This is a genomic window from Culturomica massiliensis, from assembly GCF_900091655.1.
Lineage (GTDB): Bacteria > Bacteroidota > Bacteroidia > Bacteroidales > Marinifilaceae > Culturomica > Culturomica massiliensis.
Genome location: NZ_LT594621.1, coordinates 2,146,783 through 2,165,675 on the forward strand (window position 1 = coordinate 2,146,783; position 18,893 = coordinate 2,165,675).

Sequence of the window (18,893 nt, forward strand, 5' to 3'; positions counted from 1 at the left end):
TCTCATTCAAACGGTAAATTTATAATTTTTTACGGACAAACATCCTAACTGCTTAAAACGGATAACCGATCGCAATATTGAAAACCGTATGCTTCATCCATTTGCCGTTATCAAACAATACGAAACGGCTATTTTCAGGTTTCGCCGGATCAGACACTTTTATACCCCAATCGAAGCGCAGCAGGAAAAAACTGGCATCCAGACGTAACCCCGTCCCTGTGCCGATAGCCAGTTGCCGGTAAAAATCAGCCCCCAGCGTTGCCCCTTTACGGTCTTCGTATTTAGTTATATTCCACACATTGCCGATATCCACAAACAAAGCCCCCTCCAATAACCAAAAAAGCTTGAACCGGTATTCCACATTCGCTTCCAATTTAAAATCCCCGACACTATTCGGATAATTATCCGTCGCTACATAAGCTCCGGGACCTAAAGTCCGCGCCTGCCAAGCCCTTATCCCGTTCGCACCGCCTCCGTAAAAAGCTTCTTCCACCGGCAACACCTTCATATTCCCGTAAGGATAACCGCAACCGATGAAAAAACGATACACTATGGTATTGGCCCGGTTCAGATAATGGTGAAAACGATATTCTCCATCGGCCTTTACATACTGGGCATATTGTACCCCCAAAGCTTCGTAATATGAATCGCCGCTGCTCTTGATACGCTTCACCCCGAACATATTATCGACAGCCCAAAGCAAATTACCGGAACTTTCCACACTGCTCCTGAAATAATTGTAACTTCCGGGAGTATTCAACTGCTGATCGGTAAAAATAGTCATAAAGTTAGCCGAAAAAATCAAGTGACTCCGGTAAGCACTCTTTATATAATCACTTTTCAAACCAGACAGAAAAGCAGAATCCACCTTCTGCATCATCACATAATTCAGATCGACCAAATCGAAATTATACCGCCACCTCTTATCCGCTTTACGCCACAAATAACCGAATTTCACACTCGCTACCCGACGGTCATAAAAAGGTGTATATTCATAGCTATAAGACAGGGACACCGACGTCTTAGGAGCAAAATTGCGACGGAAATCCTTCATCTTAAAAATCGGTAGCCAAAATTGAGGCGTGATAAACTTCAACTCGGCACCCAATTCCCGGGTACTGAAAATTTTATTTTCATTCAACTGCTCCTTCTTCAAAGCCCCCCATATACTAAAAGTCAGATTTTCTCCCCCTTGAAACAAATTCCGGTGATTATAAGTCAGATTACCTCCGACCCCTATATTACCCGAATTATGCGTTCCCTCCAGAAAAACATTATACGACTGACGCTTCATCGGTATCAACTGTACATCACAAACCAAAGATTTTACTCCCGTCGTATCCACCTTCTCCTTAAAAACAATATTGATAAACTTAAAGAGATTTAAAGCCTGCAAACGCGAATAAGAATCGACAACCTTTTGTACATTATAAAGCTCTCCCTCTTTGAATTGAATCGTTTCCTCAATTAACTTCGGCTTGATTTTCAACTTATCGCGGTAGATGATCCCATATCCCCCATAAGTCGTATCTACATATGAAGAATCCGCACCGGACGCCAGATACAGCGGATCATAATCGAAATTGATATTGATTTCGCCTATCCTGAACTTCCGGTAGGCAGAGGAATCCGCAGGATTACCGATCACACTCAACAACAAATGGGCTTTATCAACCTCCTGTCCCTGAATAGTATCCGCATAAAACTGGATGAAATTTTTAGAGAAATTGAAATATCCTTTTTCCCGAAGCATACGCGTAACCCGTTCCCGTTCCGATTCCAACAAATCCATATCCAAGGGTTTACCCGTCTTCAACAGACTATGTACCGAATCGGCCAGGACAATTTGCATCAGCTCCGTCGAATCCTCCAGCTGATTCTGCACATAATCCTGCTTATCCCGGTATCCGAACTCCTCGATTACCGTCTGTTTTCCCGGAGATATCCGGTATTCCACATTTGCTTTCTTATTTTTATAGATAACGGTATCCGATATCGAAGCATGATAATACCCCTTATTATTCAGATACAACTTCAGTTGTGCCAGACTCCGCTGCGTATGAAAATCATTATAAACGACAGGAGCTTCTCCAATCGTACGCAACCACTTGTTAAAGCGTTTCTCTCCGTTACGGCCGCTTAAATTATACATCCCCAAATGAAAGCGCAGTACCCCTAAAATACGGGTATTGGGTTTCTGCCGAATATTTTTCTTTAAATCCGACCGGCTAACGGCTTTATCGTCCGTTTTAACAGTCACTTTATTGAGCAAATATTCATTTTCACCGATATATTTCGTCGGGGAACAAGCATAAAACAACAACAACAACAGACCGACAAATACGATCTTATATCCGGTATACCTCTCCAACTATCAAAAATGTTATTATTTTTGTAAGCGAAATACAACTCATTCGGATTTAGGTTTCAAAATAAGGAAATACCTAAATCTGAAATTCCGATTCACAGTATGCTAAGCAAACATGTAACAAAAATAATCCAAAGTCTTGAAAAAAAGAAATTCAGAGATAAATATAATCTCTTCAAGACAGAAGGTGGAAAATTGGTAAGCGAACTGCTGCAATCCGATCTGAAAATCGATATGCTGTTGGCTTATCCGCAATGGCTTGCATCACATCCGGACATACAAGGGGTACGGGAAATTGTAGAAGTAAACGAACGGGAAATGCATACCATTTCCAATTTCCAGTCATTACCGGAAGTAATAGCATTAGCCGAAATTCCGGAATACCGGTACACAGAAACCGAGATCCGGCAATCCCTTTCCCTGGTTCTAAACGGCATTCAGGACCCGGGAAATCTGGGTACGATATTACGGGTAGCCGATTGGTTCGGAATCCGGTACGTTTTTTGCGATATGGATTGCGCCGGAGCATTCAGTCCGAAATGTGTTCAAGCCAGCATGGGAGCTGTTTTCCGGGTGAAAACGATCTATACGAACCTGGTCGGTTTGCTGAAAAAATTCAGCTCCCCGGAATTCCATTGCTATGGAACCTTTCTGAACGGAGAAAATATTTATAAAACGGAATTATCAGCCAAAGGCTTTATCATTATGGGCAACGAAGGCAGAGGTATTTGTCCGGAACTCGAATCCTGCATCGACAGTAAACTGACCATTCCGAGTTTTGCTGACAGTACTTATTCGACGGAATCGCTGAATGTAGGAGTCGCTACCGGTATTATTTTATCGGAATTCAAACGGAACAACTAATTTTAAATAACGTAAAAATAATCAAATCAATTAAAACGCTAAATATGAAAAAACTGTTTATTCTTTTGGCCGTTTGCCTGGGTACATTGACCTGTATGGCACAATCTCCGCTGAATTTCGGTATTCACGGAGGTATTTCCAACACCAAAATCAAAGTAAAAGACGTACCTACTGTGTTAAAAAACGGTTCCAATACCGGCTACATGTTCGGTGTATTTGCCCGTGTCAACCTGGGACCGCTATATGTAGAGCCCTCTTTAAACTACTCGCATAAAGAGGGAGAAGTGAAAGGAGACGGTTATAGCAGTTCCCTGAAATACAATTCGTTCGACATTCCGTTAATGGTAGGGCTGCATATCTTAGACTTACCGATCGTAAAACTCAGGGCTTATCTGGGACCGGTTGTGTCTTTTACAGGTAAATTAAAATGGGACAAAGGAGACTTCGGCAATGCAATCGACAACGACAAAACCATGTGGAACGGAAAAATCGGTGTCGGTGTCGACGTATGGAAATTGACCTTCGATATCGACTATGAGAAGGGACTCAAAAAATTCCAGAACGACGAAATCAAAATCAAAGCTCCCCGTTCCTTTAATTTTACCCTTGGATTCAAGATCATCTAAAAACGAATCGTAAATTACAGAATCGTAATACATAAAAAGAGTCGCAAACCATTCGGGATTTTGCGACTCTTTATTTAGGAATACAAATACTTTAAAACAAACGGATATAATTCTCATTCATGTTTCTTATAATTCTCTACCTGCTCTAAAACTTTCTGAAAGACTTCCTCGTCCCACTGGGGCGGGTAACCCTCTTTGTAGAGAAGGTAAGTAAGCTGGCTGGCGAGTTTGCTTTTTAGGTTGTCATTATTCAACCAATCTGCATAGATGGCGGTATCATCTATTAGAATTTTGATTTTCTTAGCCAATTCTATACAACGATCATCCGCATACTCAAAGTTATGCTTGTCACGAACTTCTACAAGGACATCAAAAAATGCTTTCTCTTCGAAAGTGATACCCAAAACCTTGAATTTCTCGCTGTCAGCTTTTAGTTCTTTCAGAATATTCATTAACTTGTTCGAAAGTCCGTTGATTTTGTATGAAACGATATCACATACCTCATTCACTACGTTCTGTGTCACTTCGTTGGTAAATGTCAGCTTATCACGTGTATTATAGGCATCTATCGTATCTTCAAGCATTTTCTGGAAATGTTCAGCCTGAATCTTGTTTGTCCGGCTGTATGCTCTGATGGCTTTAGCGACAAGTTTACAAAGAATCTGGAACTTGGTGAATGGCATTTTTATTTCATCGACCTCTTTGGCAAATGAGTCGCTGAAAATATTTTCTTCAACACCTTCATTTATTACTCGTTCTACACCACTTGCAAGAATTGCTTCCTGAACCATCTGTTCCACGTGCCTGTTCATGTTCTCCGTATCGTGCTCTGTGGTGGTCATTTTGTTCACGTATGAGCAGATACCCATAAAGCATTGGCTCCATGTTACTTCTTCGTCTGTCAGAATACCGGCTGGGTTACAGATATTATAAGCAGAGCGCAGCCGTTTAACATGTTCCTTGAAAAGTTTGAGGAAGGAAATCTCTCCTTTTCGTTCCACACTGTTGGCAAGGACATATTCAGCCGCTTCCTGAATGAACTGAAGTCGGGCAAGGTCATTGTTCCCGAAAAAACGGTCAAATACCAACCCAGACAATCGCTCTTGCAAAAGTTGCAATTCGTTCTGCAATACTTCACGTGCAACCTCCAAATCTTCCTGAGGTCCGACTTCACCACCATATTTTTTCATGGCCTTTTTCATCTCTTCGCGGATACCTATGTAGTCGATGATAAAGCCACACTCTTTTGTGCCGAATTTACGGTTTACACGCGAAATGGTCTGAATAAGCGTATGTTTAGATAGCGGTTTGTCGTTGTAAAGCATCGTCAGGCATGGTACATCGAATCCGGTAATCCACATATCTACATTGATGGAGATATGGAAATTCGATTTTTCCGATTTGAACTCTGCATCAAGAAACTTACGATATTCCTTGTCGCCAAGCAGATTGTAAAGTTCATTTTCATCATCCTTGTCACGTGTCATGACCATATTGACAAAAGCGATGTCGCTAAGTTTTTCCTTTTCGTCTGCAGTCAATATAAGTTCGTTCAATGCTTTCTTCTTCTCAAACCAGTCAGGCTGCATCTCCCGCATGATTTTATACAACCTGAATGCTATTTTGCGGTCGGCGCAAGTAATCATAGCCTTTTGCAAACGGTCTGTTGTCTCAGTCCGACGCTTATAGTCTTCGATAATGTCTTTGGCAACACGATGCAGGACATCTTCATCACCGATAATCACCTCCATACTTGACATGGCGGCCTTGCTCTTGGCAATATCCTCCGGCGTTGCCCCTTCGTCTGCACATAGGCGATAATACTTTTCTACTTTCTCTGCCTGTTCTTTATTGAGGAACACACGAGCTAATCGAGGATCATATTTGATTGGGACAGTGATGCCGTCATCCTCTGACTCCTTCATCGTATATTGATCTACAACCTTCCCAAATACATGTACAGTTTCGTCAATGGGTGTTCCTGTAAAACCTACAAATGTAGCGTTCGGCAATGCATCCCGCAGATATTTGGCAAAGCCATATGTGATTTTCGCTCCTATCTTGTCGGCTTCTCCTTCGGTTTGGATGGATAGTTTAGAACCTATATTATTTTGGGAGCGATGCGCTTCATCACTTAGGCAAATGACATTGGAACGCTCTGCAAGCAATCCTGTAGTCTCTGCGAATTTCTGAATCGTGGTAATATAGACCCCGCCAGTCTTGCGCATACTCATCTCTTCTGCAAGTTCCTTTCTTGTTTCAAAGACTTTTACAGCTTCGTCTTCAAGGTATTGTTTCGAACGGCAGAATAGTTTTCCGGTCTGTGTCTCCAAATCCTCCCTATCTACTATGATGAGAATAGTAGGGCTACCCAGTTGCTTTCTGCATCGCAAAGCCAATTGGCGGGCAAGGAACAACATTGTATATGTTTTTCCACACCCTGTGGCTCCGAAATATGTACCGCCCTTACCATCACCTCCGACAGAACGCAAATGATTCAGAATATGGTCTCGCAGTTTGCGTGTAGCAAAGAACTGTGGATAACGGCATACAATTTCAGTCGTGTCATCCTCTTTTGTAGGATCAGGGAAATAAACATAGTCCCGCAATATCTCCAATATACGTTCCGGAGAAAGTGCTCCGCGAATAAGTGTACGCAGTGTGTCAAGTCCCTTTCCTGCTTTGTCTTCATTATCAATCTTTTTCCATTCGTAGAAAAATTCAAATGGCGTGTATGTCGTACCCAAAGCATTTTTTGCACCGTCGCTAATTACCGCCAATGCACAATATTTCAGCAATACCGGAATATCCCGCATATAGCGTGTGCAAATCTGCGTATGCGCATCGCGTATAGTAGCGTTTTGTTTGGTCGGGTTTTTCAACTCGATAATACAGACGGGTATGCCGTTTATGAAAAGCAATATGTCAGGACGGCGATTTTCACGTCCCTGTTCCATAACAAACTGATTGACACAACGGAAAATATTATGGTCGGGATGCTTAAAGTCGATATATTCCAAACGAAACGGATTATCCCGACCATCGCTATATGCAAAGTCATAACCGTCACGATAAAGCAAAAAAGTATTCCGGAGAGCGTAATAGTCATTCTGACCGCCTATATTGCGCAAATTGGCGACAATGCCGTCCATCTCGGAGGATGTCAAATTCTTATCCTTGTATTGATCAGCAAGAAAACTTCTTAAATCCTCTTCGATGAGTGGGTCGGTATATTTTCTGTGAATGTCATCACCAAATGCATATTGCCAATGTGTCTCACGGAGGAGCTCGATGGTTGCTTCCTCGAATTGACTTTCATAATATTTCCCTTTGTTTGCCATAATCGCTGCTATTTAAGAATGTATGACATGTTGAAGCAATGCCGGACAAACTTCGCGTGAAAGTCTGTCAGCTTCTTCTGCTATTTGCTTTGCTTCATTTGCGCATTTATAGATATTGACGATTGCACGCTGAACATCAATTGGTGGAATAGGTATCTTACAACGCTTCATATCCTCAAATGAAAAAGCCTCACGAGCACTTCCCCATGAATTGAAACGGGCATAACGATCGAATTCCGCTCGACAGAACCATAAGTAAATAAAATTTGGTAAAATATTTTCTTCATCCACGTTGAATACAGACGAAATAGATGAAACAATATAAGTTTTATCTGAATCGTTCAATCCTAAACTCATTTTATCTCCACGGCGAGAGGTGTCAGATACAAAAGCGATTTCTTTAGGCTTTACCAATTTATACGAATTTAACGAGACTCCATCCAAATTCGCTTTTGTTTCAATCAAACCTTTCGATGTTGCTATTCCACGAACTTCCTTTTCTGTAAATTTGCCGTTCAAATTGCGTTCATTGCATTCTTCAATGTATGGCCCTATCTCCTGCAAAGGATATTTATGCTTCAATTCCTGAATATAGCTTTGGCAGACTTGCATAAGCGGAGCCGCCTCAGCCTCGTTTTGTTCTTTGATCTCTCTAAATGCTTTCCATGCATTCACCACTTTCTGTTGTTCATCAGGTGATGGCAGCGGAATTTCAATATCAAGGAAACGCGGCCAATCCAAGTTGGCTCGAACACTGGAATCGCTAATGAACCAACCATAACGATCACTCTCGGCTCGATTAAAATACATGAAAAAGTATTCTGGCAAAACTTTCTTATCATCGTTGATGACAAATGTTGTATATGCAGGAGAGACTAAAGCAGGTTGTTCATTGTCGTATAATCCGATGCGAATACAGATGTCTCTCCCAGTCTGCATCCCACTAAATACAAACATTCTTTTTGTGACAATTTTATATTTGGCTATATCTACTCCATCCAAATTTGCAACAGTCGGCATAAATGTTTTGTCTCGATTTATACCGATTACAGGATAGTTGACACTCGCAGAGTTCCTTTCATCACATTGTTCGATATAATCTCCGAGCCTAACCCATTTTACATTACTCGCTCCCATATCACTCCTCCATTCCGTGTTGTTCCAAGAAGAAACGTTTTTGCTGTTCTATCTCTCTGCTCAACTCTTCTTCCGTTGGCATATAGGCCATATATTGGGCTGCAAAAAGTTGCTCGCTACCGTTAAGGACAGAGTATTTTGCCATTACCTTGTCGGTCTCGGTACAGAGCAGTATGCCTATTGTCGGGTTATCATTCTCATCTTTTACAAGGTCGTCATACATTCGTACATACATATCCAATTGCCCCACATCTGCGTGAGCCAGAGGATGTGTTTTCAATTCAAACAACACGTAACGCTTGAGCTTAATGTTATAGAACACAAGATCAATGTAAAAATCACCAGTATCCGTTGAAATGTGTTTCTGCCTGTCGACAAATGCGAAACCACGTCCCAATTCCATGATAAATTGTTGCAGATGATCTATTAAGGCTTGTTCCAACTGGCTTTCGTCATATTTGCTATCCTTGCGAAAACCTAAAAACTCGGCAACCACCGGACTCTTTATATATTCCAATGGATCATTGACTTCAATATCGGGGGATGGCAATGCCAGCCCTTCCCTTACACAAGCCATACGGCGGCCATAGTATTGTGTACCGATGTTGCGATTGAGTGTCCTCACACTCCACATCTGTTCCGATGCCTCTTTTACATACCACTCTCTGGCCTTAGGGTCTGCAACCTGTATAATCGAGCGGAAGTGCGACCATGTCAGATTGTGAACACGCGTGTTCACAATCTCCAAATCATTAAAACACAGGTAAAATTGGCGGAAGTAATCCAAATTGCGTTTACTGAATGTACTACCGTATTTAGGTACCAGTTGCTCTGCTAATGTTTTAATCAACCGGGTGCCATACTGCGCACGAACTTCTCCATGCTGTTCTTCTTCCACTATTCGCCGCCCAATGTGCCAATAGGTAAGTACAGCAATCTGATTAGCTGCCGCATATGCCTGTTGACGGCCTTGTTCAATGATACTCCGGATATCAGAAACCAGTTTATCAGTTGTCATACCATGTTGCAGCTTATTCTTTTCCATAACCTAAAACTTTGAAAGCGTTTATAAGTTCCGTTTCGTTTGCATCCCATCTTTTCTTCAATTCATCAAATTTACAACTCATTTCTGAAAGGGCAGACTTATAGTCTATTTCCGTATCACGGTCTATAAATTCAATGTATCTGGATGGCACGAGAGAAAATCCCTTTTCTTGAATTTCGTTACGATGTGCAGCATAGTATAATTCCGGCTCGGCATACTCGGCAAAATTCTCGGTTTGCCAATCGAGGTATATCTGACGCACTCTGTCTATTTCCGTCTCCGACAAGCGGACGTATTTCTTTTCATATATGTTATTGTTCCATGTCCGCAAGTCAATGAAAAGAATTTCACCTGTACGGTCGCGAAGTTGTCTGCCATGCCATGGACCGCCTTTCTTATTGTTGTTTAAAATCCAAAGGGTGACGGATATATCGGTAGAATAGAACATATTTCGCGGCAAAACGATAATAGCTTCTACTTTGTCGCTTTCGATTAGCTGTTTGCGTATTCCCTGCGTATCACTATCATCCAAAGCACCATTGGCAAGCAGGAATCCTGCGATTCCACGACTGACATTCAATTTGTTCAAGATATGAAGAATCCACGCATAGTTGGCATTGCTGGCAGGAGGAACTCCATAGCCTTGCCATCGGGGATCAGTCTCAAAACCTCCGTATTCGGCATATTTCTTCAAATTGAACGGCGGGTTAGCCATGATGTAATCAAACTTAAGTTCCTTATGCTGGTCATCAGAGAAAGTGGACACGGCTCTATCGCCCAAATGGTAAGAGATACCTCGTATAGCCAGATTCATCTTTGCAAGGCGATAAGTTGCCGGTTCTGATTCCTGCCCATACACATTGACGGCTTTCGTATTTCCACCGTGGGCCTCTATGAACTTTGCAGCTTGAACAAACATACCTCCGGAACCACAGCAAGGGTCATAGACTGTCCCATCAAAAGGCTCAATAAGAGATGCGATAAGCTCTACGATAGAATGTGGTGTATAAAATTCTCCTTCCTCTTTGTCTGCGTTTATAGAAAAAGCCTGCAAAAAATACTCATATACACGTCCTATGAGGTCGTGATCATTAAATTTCTGTGGGTCTATCTTGTTTATCTCATCCACTACGCTTTTCAGAACTCCCGGTTCAAGGGCTGTTTTCGTAAAAATCTGCTGCGGAAGGGCATTTTTCAATTTAGGTTCGTTGTCATCCAAAGTCTTTATGGCCGTATCGAAAGCGATAGCCATGCCGGTAGGTAATGTAAGAATCAGTTTGTCCCAAAATGTTTCATCTGTCAGGAAAAACACTCCGTCCTGCATATATTGATTGGGACGAGAAAGTTGCAACTCAATGAAATCCGTATCATTAATGCCTTGAACTTCCACTATCTCATGCCTGATTTTCTCCTTTTGCTGTTTGAACCGTTCTCCTATGAATTTCAGGAATACAAGGGTCAACAGCAAGTCGCGTTTATCTGTCATGGCTGCACGCCCACGCAGACTGTTACGACAGTTGAAAAGTATCGTTTCAAGAGTTTCTTCCTTTACCGGTTTATTCTGTTTCTTAGCCATTCTATTATTTTATCAGTTCAGTATTTAACTTAAAAGCATTTGCATCAATCCCCATTTGGTAAATCTTAATATCAGGGTTCAGTTTCCGTGCAACGCTTATTATTTTTGATTTCTCATCTGTATTCATATTGATTCCCAAATAAACGGACTCGAAACACTCTCCTCCGATTTTAGAAAAAGCTCGTACTTCCTTCCAATCTATCGAACCTTTATCATCATTCTGATCCGGTAATGCCATATATATGGGACTAGGGTCTAAAATAAATAGCCTAACCTCTTGTTCATGCTCCCAAGCTTTTGCCTTTGTGGATAACTGATAATGGAAGAAATCTTTTGCATCCCTGAAATAATCAGGCTTCTCTATAATATCCTTGTATTGCACTTCCACCTCAGAACAACCAATCATGACTGTTCCTTGTATTCTCGAAAGAGACTTTTGGGCTTTCTCCATATCCAAACCAATACAGATACCTTGATGTTTGCTATAATAGCTCCACATCAAGATTGAATCATATATTTTGGAAAGACTACATATCCATGCCCTTTCTCTTGTTCTACGAAATGGATCTCTTCTTAATTCTTCGATTATTTCCAGAGTCCATCCTCCACACGCTTCCTTCGGAACATTGGAGAAATCAATTAATGATGGGTGACAATCAAATGGGTCGTTCAACTGCATAGCATTGGTAAATTGAAGATTACTATTATGCAACATCATCAATCCGCCATTGAAATCAAGATATTTATATAATTTGACTGCTCCCATATATTATTCCGTTCTTAATAAGTCATCCACGGTTACACCCAAAACTTTGGATATTTCAATTAGCGTTTCCACATTGGGTTGTGTTGTATTGGTAACCCATTTGGAGATTATAGCGGGATCTTTATCCAATTGTTCAGAGAGCCATTTATTACTCTTGTTTTTCTCTGCAAGAATAACTTTGATGCGATTTATTAATTTGCGTTCCATATTAGATATTTTATTCCATCTATATGAATCCAAAGGTATCCATTCTTTTGATTGTCTCGGTTATATTTTGTGGAAATGTTGCAATAAAATGATGAAATAGTCAATTGCTACTTGGCAAATAATGGTAACCTCTATTTCTCGACTTTGGAGGGGAAGATTTCTGCAAGTAGTTTTGGGTTGTTTTTATGTCGGTATGTCCTAACAGTCTGCTGACGGTTTCAATCGGCACTCCGTTGGATAGCAGAATGGTGGTTGCTGCCGAATGCCGGGCAGTGTGATAGGTAAGGTGCGTTTTTATACCACACAGCCCGGCGATGGTTTTCAGTATCGTGTTGCTCGGCATAGGGAACACTTTGTTGTCCGTTATCATGCCTTTGTACTTTTCGATTATTCTTAGAGATACATCCAACAGACGGATATTGGATTCCGTGTTGGTCTTCTTTCTTCGGGTGATAATCCAAAGATTGCCGTCAAAGAATGTTTGCAAATTGTCATTGGTCAGGTTCTTGACATCAGAATATGCCAAACCTGTGAAGCTGGAAAACAGGAACAAGTCCCGGACAAGCTCGTGCGTCTTGTCGGGCATTTCGATATTCATCATGGTGTTTATCTCTTCTTTTGTGACAACAGGGTTTCCTGCTTGACACCGATACCGAGATAGGCATCTTCGAGTTTGACAGCGGTGACATATCCGTCCGTCTGCATCAGTTCCTGATAACGGCGATTTACCTCCACCCGGATTTTATCAACGGCAATGTTGATTTTCTGTGCTTCGACACTCTTGTCCGAAGCACGGTTGTTTTTCACCTCCCACAATCGCAGGGGAACATCCATTTTGCAGCTGAACTGCTTGATCTCACCGTCAACGATAAGACGGCACATCAAAAGCAGGTTGCCATTGGGCTTTTCGCTACCTTTCTTCACGTAGAATAACACTTTGAATATACTTCGCATAACTCTCTCTTTTTTTTGTTACAAAATTAGTTTATAGTGAGTTAGCGACAGATAAGACAAATTATGCCAAACGGTAAAATCTTTCGGTTTCGCAAGAAATTTTCATCATACCAAGGGTAATGATGTGGTAACAGAACTCTTGCGCCGTTTGTCTATATTATGGTTTCCTTTGGCTTTTTGTCAAGAGAAAAATATAGCGTAACGAACACATTTTTCAGTCGGTTCGCTACGATTTTTTCAATTTTGACTTCTCGTTATGTGTTTATTTTATATTTTCAATGAAAAAACTGCTATAACCCGGAAATAAAGTCTTTTCATTCGCCGGTCACTTCCTGTAGGCCGGCATTGAAGACCATAAGTTGTATTGTATCTGCCATTTGTGGCATTTCAGGGAGTAGTTCACTACATGCTTGTCTGGCATCGGGTAGTTTCATCAATTCTGAAAAGCCTTTTTGCATCCATTCTCTTTTGGGCAGATCGTCGTCCGGAAGGTTATCGTGCAGCAACTGTTAGTAGCTGATGGATAACACAATCTGTTTGCTATCGGATTTTTACAAAAACCTTCCCATAAGCCCACTGAGCTACTTCCACTGCATTTTCTTCCGGCTCTGCTGGATAATCGTTCCGAAGCCATGTCCAGGGTTCTTCCATCGCATACCAGTCGATATCCTGGACTTGCACACCGTTCAGGCGTTGTCCCAACATGTCAAAATAGGCCTTCCAGCGGGGATAATAAAAATCTTTCAGCAAACCGGACCATTCCCGGTGGGAATAATCACGCAAACCGCCTTCATCTGCCGCTTTCCGGTTCCCCCACGTTGTAATTTGTACCCGGGCATTCCATTCATACAACCTCTTCTCATCCTCTGTCCGTCCGATTTTCCGCGCCTGTGCAATCCAGTTGCCGACTTTGAATTCCCGGCGTGTAGTCAAAAGACTGTCCTGCACCAAAATCAAATCCAGAAATTCCCGGCTCAACCTTTGGAAATCAGCCTTTTTACCCGCACGGTATGCCGCCGTAACTTCTTTTTGCAGCCGATTTCCACGATCAGCAATAGCCTGTCGTACCACATCGACCAAATCATATTCGAAATTATTATTACCGGCATAACGGTCAGCCACCGACAACATCAGCTTCGCAGCCTTCTCCGATTCCTCCGGTGGGTAATACATACGGGAACTTCCCCAACTGGAAGCACTGTGCACTTCCTCAGCCGGACGGGCACAAAATACAGACTCCACAGTTCCTTCCCGGATATCCGGACAATTGTAAACCGTCTCCGACAATATTTGCCAGACTTGCCGCAAGCGGGAATCGTCACATCCATAACGGGCCTTCACATACCCCTCCACCCACTCTTCCTTTGTAAATTTTTCCGGCCGCCAGGGCAACTCCAGCAACAGCTCGTACATCACCGGATTATTCTCAATCCCCTCCATTGTAATTCCGACTCCGCACAAAGTACCTTTCCGCAACTCCCGGGCAGCATAAAATCCGTCGATCACCCGGTCCATCCGCCCGTACATCCCGACATTACCACCGAAATTCAACAACATACAATACAACCAGTCGTGCTTTCCATAACCGTTCTCCCGGTACCAGGGCGACTCCTTATCACCCCACATCGGACGATTCTCGCTGCTAAGATCCAATACCAACATATCTCCGGCTTCAATAGCATCCAATATCTGCGGCCGGGGATTGGCCTGCCAGGCCTGAATAACCCAGACAGCCGAAGAATTAGCACGCTTCATGGCTTCCAGAATCGATTTGCCGGCAGCAGCCAGATCAACCCCCTCCGTATTTCCTCCCTCGTGAAAAGGATCCATACTGTAAAACCGGGCTTTCCCGAACAGCTTTTCCATTTCCGCATAGTACAAACCAGCAACACGCTGAAATGCCGGGTCTTCCGGTTGCAGAAAAGCAGGACGGGTAAAACCACACCACTTACCCGGATCGGTTACATTCAGCCCCAGTTTCTCCTTCACATCATGAGGTACCATACCGGCATACCCCGGGAAAACGGGTTCTATACCGAATTCCCGCATCCGGTTTAAAATACGCTGTTGCAATTGCACCTGCTGTTTATACCAATTTTCCGGGTTAGGACCTCCCCACCCTTCCAGATTATTCATGTGCCACCAGGCTAAAAATCCCGGACCGGCAATAAACTTTCCGATCTCCTCCGCACTATACCCCAACTGCAACAACACATTGCGCCAAACCGTTTCCGTTCCGGTCAATGCCAGAGGCAGATTTATCCCATGCAATGCCATCCAGTCGAGCTCTTTCTCCCAACGCTCCCAATCCCAAAACGCCATCGAATAGGAATAAGTACAATAATTCAGGTCATACCGGTACTTCAACGATGTTTCCCGGCGTTCCCTTTTTTCGACAGGAGGTAAAACAGCAGGTAATTTTGCTTTCATACCGTTCCAGGACAAATGAATTCCGGCATAATACTTCAAATACCAGTTCACACCAGTAGCGATACTGACATAATTGTTTCCCCGCACAACCACCCGGTCCCCATCCTGATCCAGCTCAAAAAAATCCGTATTACCTTCAACCAGCTCAATCTTAAACTTCTTTGAAGCCCCCGGATCTATCCGGTCCAGCAACTCATGAACCGGTGAGGCATTCCCAAGATAGCCCGACAACAAAAAAATAAATAAACAGATACTTTTCATATTTCGTTTTATCAGATTTTAATGTAGATTTTTCTGTTATACAACACCCTGGCCACACACCAGTTCAAAAATACAAACAATACAGCATACACCAGAGAAGCAAAATAAGGATTCAGCCAGGAAGCCAAACCGACGGAATAAATGTAACCCTGCAAACTGATATATTCTCCTTGCCGGAAAAAATGAACATACCCCAAAACAATCGCCAGCACATCTGCCAATACATATATAAACAACGGATTAACCCCGAAAGCCTCAAAAAAACGACTCCAATGCTTATACCCCTTTACATCTATGACAAAAATCAGCAATGCCAACAACTGTGAAGCCAACCCACAGGTAACCAGCACGTAAGTAGGACTCCATATTTTCTTATTTATCGGACAACCGTATTGCAGCAGAAAACCGGCAAATAAAATAAGAGTTCCGAAAATAAAAAGCCGTTGTATACGCAGCGTATTATCCTTAGCCTCCACCAACGCCCTGCCGATAAACATCCCCAACAACACATGCGCCACACAAGGCAAAGCACTCAACAAACCTTCCGGGTCGAAAGCAATGCGGGTCCCGTCCGGTAACCATTCGCCATACAAATGATTCACACCGAATACGGTCCGGTCTACCACGGCAATAATATTATCCGCTGACCGGGCGAACCCGTCTCCTGCCCATAAAATAAAAAAATAACCCGATAAAATGCCGAATGCAGCCCCAAGATAATACTTCGGCTTTATCCAAAGACTCAACAAAGCTCCCCCCAGATAAGCAATCGCCAATCGTTGCATAACACCCAATATCCGCAACCGGTCAAAAGGAAATAAATTCAAGGTAAGCCGTTCGCCCAAAGGCATCTCCTCCGGACTACAGACAGCCGAGAACCACAAAGCAAACCAATTGATCCCGACTCCGATCAAAAAAATAACCGTAGCCCGGCGAAAAATCTTTACGGCTGCTTCCCCGGAAAAAGTGAAATCGTATTTCCGCAAAGAAAAATACATGGATACCCCCATAATAAACATGAAAAAAGGGAACACTAAATCGGTAGGAGTCAGTCCGTTCCAGGAAGCATGGCACAAAGGCGCATATACAGCTCCCCACGAACCGGGATCATTCACCAAAATCATACCCGCTATCGTAATACCCCGCAATACATCCAGTGCCAATAAACGATTTGTCTGTTTTGTCATATCATACATCTAAAAAAAACGCAAGCTACATCTCAATACATTTTTTTACAAAGAAAAAGAAAATGTAAGAATTTATGCCGTACAAATAAATAAAAATGCATTTTTTATTCCTTTTTTTGGAATTTACAAGATTTTGACTTTTCTTTGCAACATCAATTCAATCCGTAAGAAAGATTGTTTGAATTATAAAGAGGAGTTGAGAGACGGGCTCTATGAAACTCCGACAACCTCAGAACTTTCTGAAAGGTGCCAAAACCCGTCCTGAAAATCAGGAATTATAATTTAAACCGAGAAGCAGATGAAAACAGACAGTCATTCAGTAAAAGTGTCCACAAAAGTATTTCAGGCAACCTATTCTTTTCTTAACGGTTTCTTCATGTATATGCGCTGTATGCGCTGATCTTTTATTTTTCCCCGCCAATAACGGCTTATATTATAGCCGGACGAAAAACTAAAGTACCCGGACGGAAGGGAGTTTCCGCTTGTATACGATAGATTTTTCGACCTTAAACTTATTGTATCAAATTTCAATTTTAATTCCATGGCTAAGTCATACGCTGAAATAAACGAAAAAATAAAGAAAGGAACGGCTGTCGTGTTAACGGCAGAAGAAGTAGCGGAACTATCCCGTACATTATCCCCCAAAGAAATTGCACAAAAAGTAGATGTCGTAACAACAGGTACTTTCGGAGCAATGTGCTCGTCCGGTGCATTTATCAACTTCGGACACGCCAATCCACCCATCCGGATGGAAAAAATCGAATTGAACGGTGTGAGAGTAAGCGGCGGATTGGCAGCGGTAGACACCTACATAGGAGCAACCGACTGCAACCCCGAGCGTCCCGCATACGGTGGTGCCCATATCATCGAAGACCTGATCAACGGTAAAGATATTTTACTGGAAGCTTGGGGAAAAGGCACCGACTGTTACCCGCGTAAACACATCAAAACGGTCATCAATAAAGACACCGTCAACGAAGCCATCCTTTACAATCCGAGAAACGCATATCAAAATTACAATGTAGCGACCAATACCACGGACCAGCTTAAATACACTTACATGGGAACCCTGCTTCCCCGTATGCGCAATGCGTCCTACAGTACGGCCGGAGAACTGTCTCCCCTGATCAACGATCCGGAATGCCGGACGATCGGGTTAGGCACCCGGATCTTCCTTGGCGGTACAGAAGGTTACGTCACCTGGAACGGAACACAGTTTCATTCGACAAAAGAAGTAAACGAATATGGCATACCGACAAGCAACGCCCGTACCATTGCCGTAATCGGAGATCTTAAAAATATGAGTAGCGAATACCTCCGGGCCGCTTATTATGAAAAATACGGAATAAGCCTGTTTGTCGGCATCGGTATCCCCATTCCCATACTGGACGAAGATCTGGCCCGCAGAGTCTCCATCCGTAACGAACAGATCGAAACGACGATCGTAGATTATGGAAACGGAAATCAGATACTGGGCAAAACGAACTATGCCGCATTACACAGCGGAGAAATTGAAATCAAAGGACAAAAAGTCCGGACGGCTCCGGTTTCCAGCCTGGCAAAAGCCCGGGAAATCGCTGCAATGCTAAAAAAACGGATTGCCGGAGGCCATTTCCAACTGACAGAACCCGTTCGTCCGATGCCGACGAACACCGGGCTGAAATCATTGCTCGAAACCAAACCGGAAAATTGAAACCACAAACACTGAAACACGAATCCTATGATAAAAAAAGTTGTATTATCGTTCCCGGTAGATGCTACCGACAGATCGTTGATGTACGATCTCGTAAAACGATACGATATCCGAATCAATATATTAAAAGCAGAAATTGAAGCCGGAAAATCCGGAAAATTACTTGTAGAACTGGAAGCTGACGAACTGTTGCTGGAACAAGGTCTTGCCTTTCTGACCGACAACGGAGTTACCGTCAGCCCGCTGGCAAGTAAAATTTCATACGACGAAAGCCGGTGTATCAATTGCGGCAACTGTGCTTCGGCCTGCTTTTCCCATGCGCTGACAATCGGAGAACCGGATTGGAAACTCAAATTCAACCCGGAAAAATGCATCGTCTGTAAGCTTTGTCTGAAATCATGCCCGTTAAAACTTTTCCGGATCGAATTTTCGGAATAA

General features: G+C 42.7%; 14 protein-coding genes, 1 pseudogene and 1 riboswitch. Of the genes and pseudogenes, 4 read left to right on the forward strand and 11 right to left on the reverse strand.

What is annotated here, in order from left to right:
- Positions 1-52: 52 nt before the first annotated feature.
- Complete coding sequence (tamL, locus tag BN8908_RS10455) at positions 53-2,371, reverse strand: translocation and assembly module lipoprotein TamL (protein ID WP_068690477.1); 2,319 nt, start codon at positions 2,369-2,371, stop codon at positions 53-55.
- A gap of 99 nt (positions 2,372-2,470) precedes the next feature.
- On the opposite strand from tamL, the gene BN8908_RS10460 reads away from it, so the two are divergent.
- Together BN8908_RS10460 and BN8908_RS10465 are read left to right on the forward strand one after the other, a co-directional pair.
- Entirely contained in the window at positions 2,471-3,232 is a 762-nt protein-coding gene (locus BN8908_RS10460; RefSeq protein ID WP_068690479.1) for a TrmH family RNA methyltransferase, read from the forward strand.
- Between the two features lie 44 nt (positions 3,233-3,276).
- On the forward strand, positions 3,277-3,858 hold the full coding sequence (locus BN8908_RS10465) for a porin family protein (RefSeq protein ID WP_021987419.1): 582 nt from the start codon (positions 3,277-3,279) through the stop codon (positions 3,856-3,858).
- Between the two features lie 113 nt (positions 3,859-3,971).
- Here the strand turns inward: BN8908_RS10465 and BN8908_RS10470 are convergent, their stop codons facing one another.
- The 10 genes and pseudogenes from BN8908_RS10470 to BN8908_RS10515 all read right to left on the reverse strand — a co-directional run bounded on the left by BN8908_RS10470 (position 3,972) and on the right by BN8908_RS10515 (position 16,762).
- Positions 3,972-7,199, reverse strand: coding sequence for a type I restriction endonuclease subunit R (locus BN8908_RS10470; RefSeq protein WP_068690480.1), 3,228 nt, complete (start codon positions 7,197-7,199; stop codon positions 3,972-3,974).
- A 12-nt stretch (positions 7,200-7,211) separates the two neighbouring features.
- Complete coding sequence (locus BN8908_RS10475; RefSeq protein WP_068690481.1) at positions 7,212-8,336, reverse strand: restriction endonuclease subunit S; 1,125 nt, start codon at positions 8,334-8,336, stop codon at positions 7,212-7,214.
- A 1-nt stretch (position 8,337) separates the two neighbouring features.
- Complete coding sequence (locus BN8908_RS10480) at positions 8,338-9,381, reverse strand: PDDEXK nuclease domain-containing protein (protein WP_068690482.1); 1,044 nt, start codon at positions 9,379-9,381, stop codon at positions 8,338-8,340.
- Complete coding sequence (locus BN8908_RS10485; RefSeq protein ID WP_068690487.1) at positions 9,368-10,957, reverse strand: class I SAM-dependent DNA methyltransferase; 1,590 nt, start codon at positions 10,955-10,957, stop codon at positions 9,368-9,370. Before BN8908_RS10485 ends, BN8908_RS10480 begins: the two co-directional genes overlap by 14 nt.
- Before the next feature lie 4 nt (positions 10,958-10,961).
- Positions 10,962-11,723, reverse strand: a complete 762-nt coding sequence (locus BN8908_RS18810) for a DUF2971 domain-containing protein (protein WP_068690490.1) — start codon at positions 11,721-11,723, stop codon at positions 10,962-10,964.
- A 3-nt stretch (positions 11,724-11,726) separates the two neighbouring features.
- Positions 11,727-11,930 carry a helix-turn-helix transcriptional regulator gene (locus tag BN8908_RS10495; protein ID WP_068690492.1) on the reverse strand — a complete coding sequence of 68 codons (204 nt, stop codon included), beginning with the start codon at positions 11,928-11,930 and terminating at the stop codon, positions 11,727-11,729.
- A 100-nt stretch (positions 11,931-12,030) separates the two neighbouring features.
- A pseudogene (locus BN8908_RS10500) lies at positions 12,031-12,884 on the reverse strand (site-specific integrase).
- A 314-nt stretch (positions 12,885-13,198) separates the two neighbouring features.
- The gene (locus BN8908_RS10505; protein WP_068690494.1) at positions 13,199-13,390 is read right to left on the reverse strand and encodes a hypothetical protein; all 192 of its coding nucleotides are present in this window, start codon (positions 13,388-13,390) and stop codon (positions 13,199-13,201) included.
- 34 nt (positions 13,391-13,424) lie between these two features.
- Positions 13,425-15,575 (reverse strand): alpha-N-acetylglucosaminidase, encoded by a 2,151-nt coding sequence (locus BN8908_RS10510; protein ID WP_068690496.1) that lies wholly within the window; start codon positions 15,573-15,575, stop codon positions 13,425-13,427.
- Between the two features lie 11 nt (positions 15,576-15,586).
- Positions 15,587-16,762: an acyltransferase family protein gene (locus BN8908_RS10515; RefSeq protein WP_068692221.1), complete on the reverse strand. Its 1,176-nt coding sequence runs from the start codon at positions 16,760-16,762 to the stop codon at positions 15,587-15,589.
- Between the two features lie 180 nt (positions 16,763-16,942).
- Positions 16,943-17,046: riboswitch (SAM riboswitch) on the forward strand.
- A gap of 257 nt (positions 17,047-17,303) precedes the next feature.
- Here BN8908_RS10515 and BN8908_RS10520 point away from each other — a divergent pair.
- Together BN8908_RS10520 and BN8908_RS10525 are read left to right on the forward strand one after the other, a co-directional pair.
- Positions 17,304-18,455 (forward strand): homocysteine biosynthesis protein, encoded by a 1,152-nt coding sequence (locus tag BN8908_RS10520; RefSeq protein WP_021987416.1) that lies wholly within the window; start codon positions 17,304-17,306, stop codon positions 18,453-18,455.
- A 27-nt stretch (positions 18,456-18,482) separates the two neighbouring features.
- Positions 18,483-18,893 carry an NIL domain-containing protein gene (locus tag BN8908_RS10525; protein WP_068690497.1) on the forward strand — a complete coding sequence of 137 codons (411 nt, stop codon included), beginning with the start codon at positions 18,483-18,485 and terminating at the stop codon, positions 18,891-18,893.

Coding starts and splice junctions, on each gene's coding strand:
- BN8908_RS10520 (WP_021987416.1), top strand. CDS start 17,304: ATGGCTAAGTCATACGCTGAAATAAACGAAAAAATAAAGAAAGGAACG.
- BN8908_RS10525 (WP_068690497.1), top strand. CDS start 18,483: ATGATAAAAAAAGTTGTATTATCGTTCCCGGTAGATGCTACCGACAGA.
- BN8908_RS10460 (WP_068690479.1), top strand. CDS start 2,471: ATGCTAAGCAAACATGTAACAAAAATAATCCAAAGTCTTGAAAAAAAG.
- BN8908_RS10515 (WP_068692221.1), bottom strand. CDS start 16,762: ATGACAAAACAGACAAATCGTTTATTGGCACTGGATGTATTGCGGGGT.
- BN8908_RS10475 (WP_068690481.1), bottom strand. CDS start 8,336: ATGGGAGCGAGTAATGTAAAATGGGTTAGGCTCGGAGATTATATCGAA.
- BN8908_RS10495 (WP_068690492.1), bottom strand. CDS start 11,930: ATGGAACGCAAATTAATAAATCGCATCAAAGTTATTCTTGCAGAGAAA.
- BN8908_RS10485 (WP_068690487.1), bottom strand. CDS start 10,957: ATGGCTAAGAAACAGAATAAACCGGTAAAGGAAGAAACTCTTGAAACG.
- BN8908_RS10510 (WP_068690496.1), bottom strand. CDS start 15,575: ATGAAAAGTATCTGTTTATTTATTTTTTTGTTGTCGGGCTATCTTGGG.
- BN8908_RS10470 (WP_068690480.1), bottom strand. CDS start 7,199: ATGGCAAACAAAGGGAAATATTATGAAAGTCAATTCGAGGAAGCAACC.
- BN8908_RS18810 (WP_068690490.1), bottom strand. CDS start 11,723: ATGGGAGCAGTCAAATTATATAAATATCTTGATTTCAATGGCGGATTG.
- BN8908_RS10480 (WP_068690482.1), bottom strand. CDS start 9,381: ATGGAAAAGAATAAGCTGCAACATGGTATGACAACTGATAAACTGGTT.
- BN8908_RS10465 (WP_021987419.1), top strand. CDS start 3,277: ATGAAAAAACTGTTTATTCTTTTGGCCGTTTGCCTGGGTACATTGACC.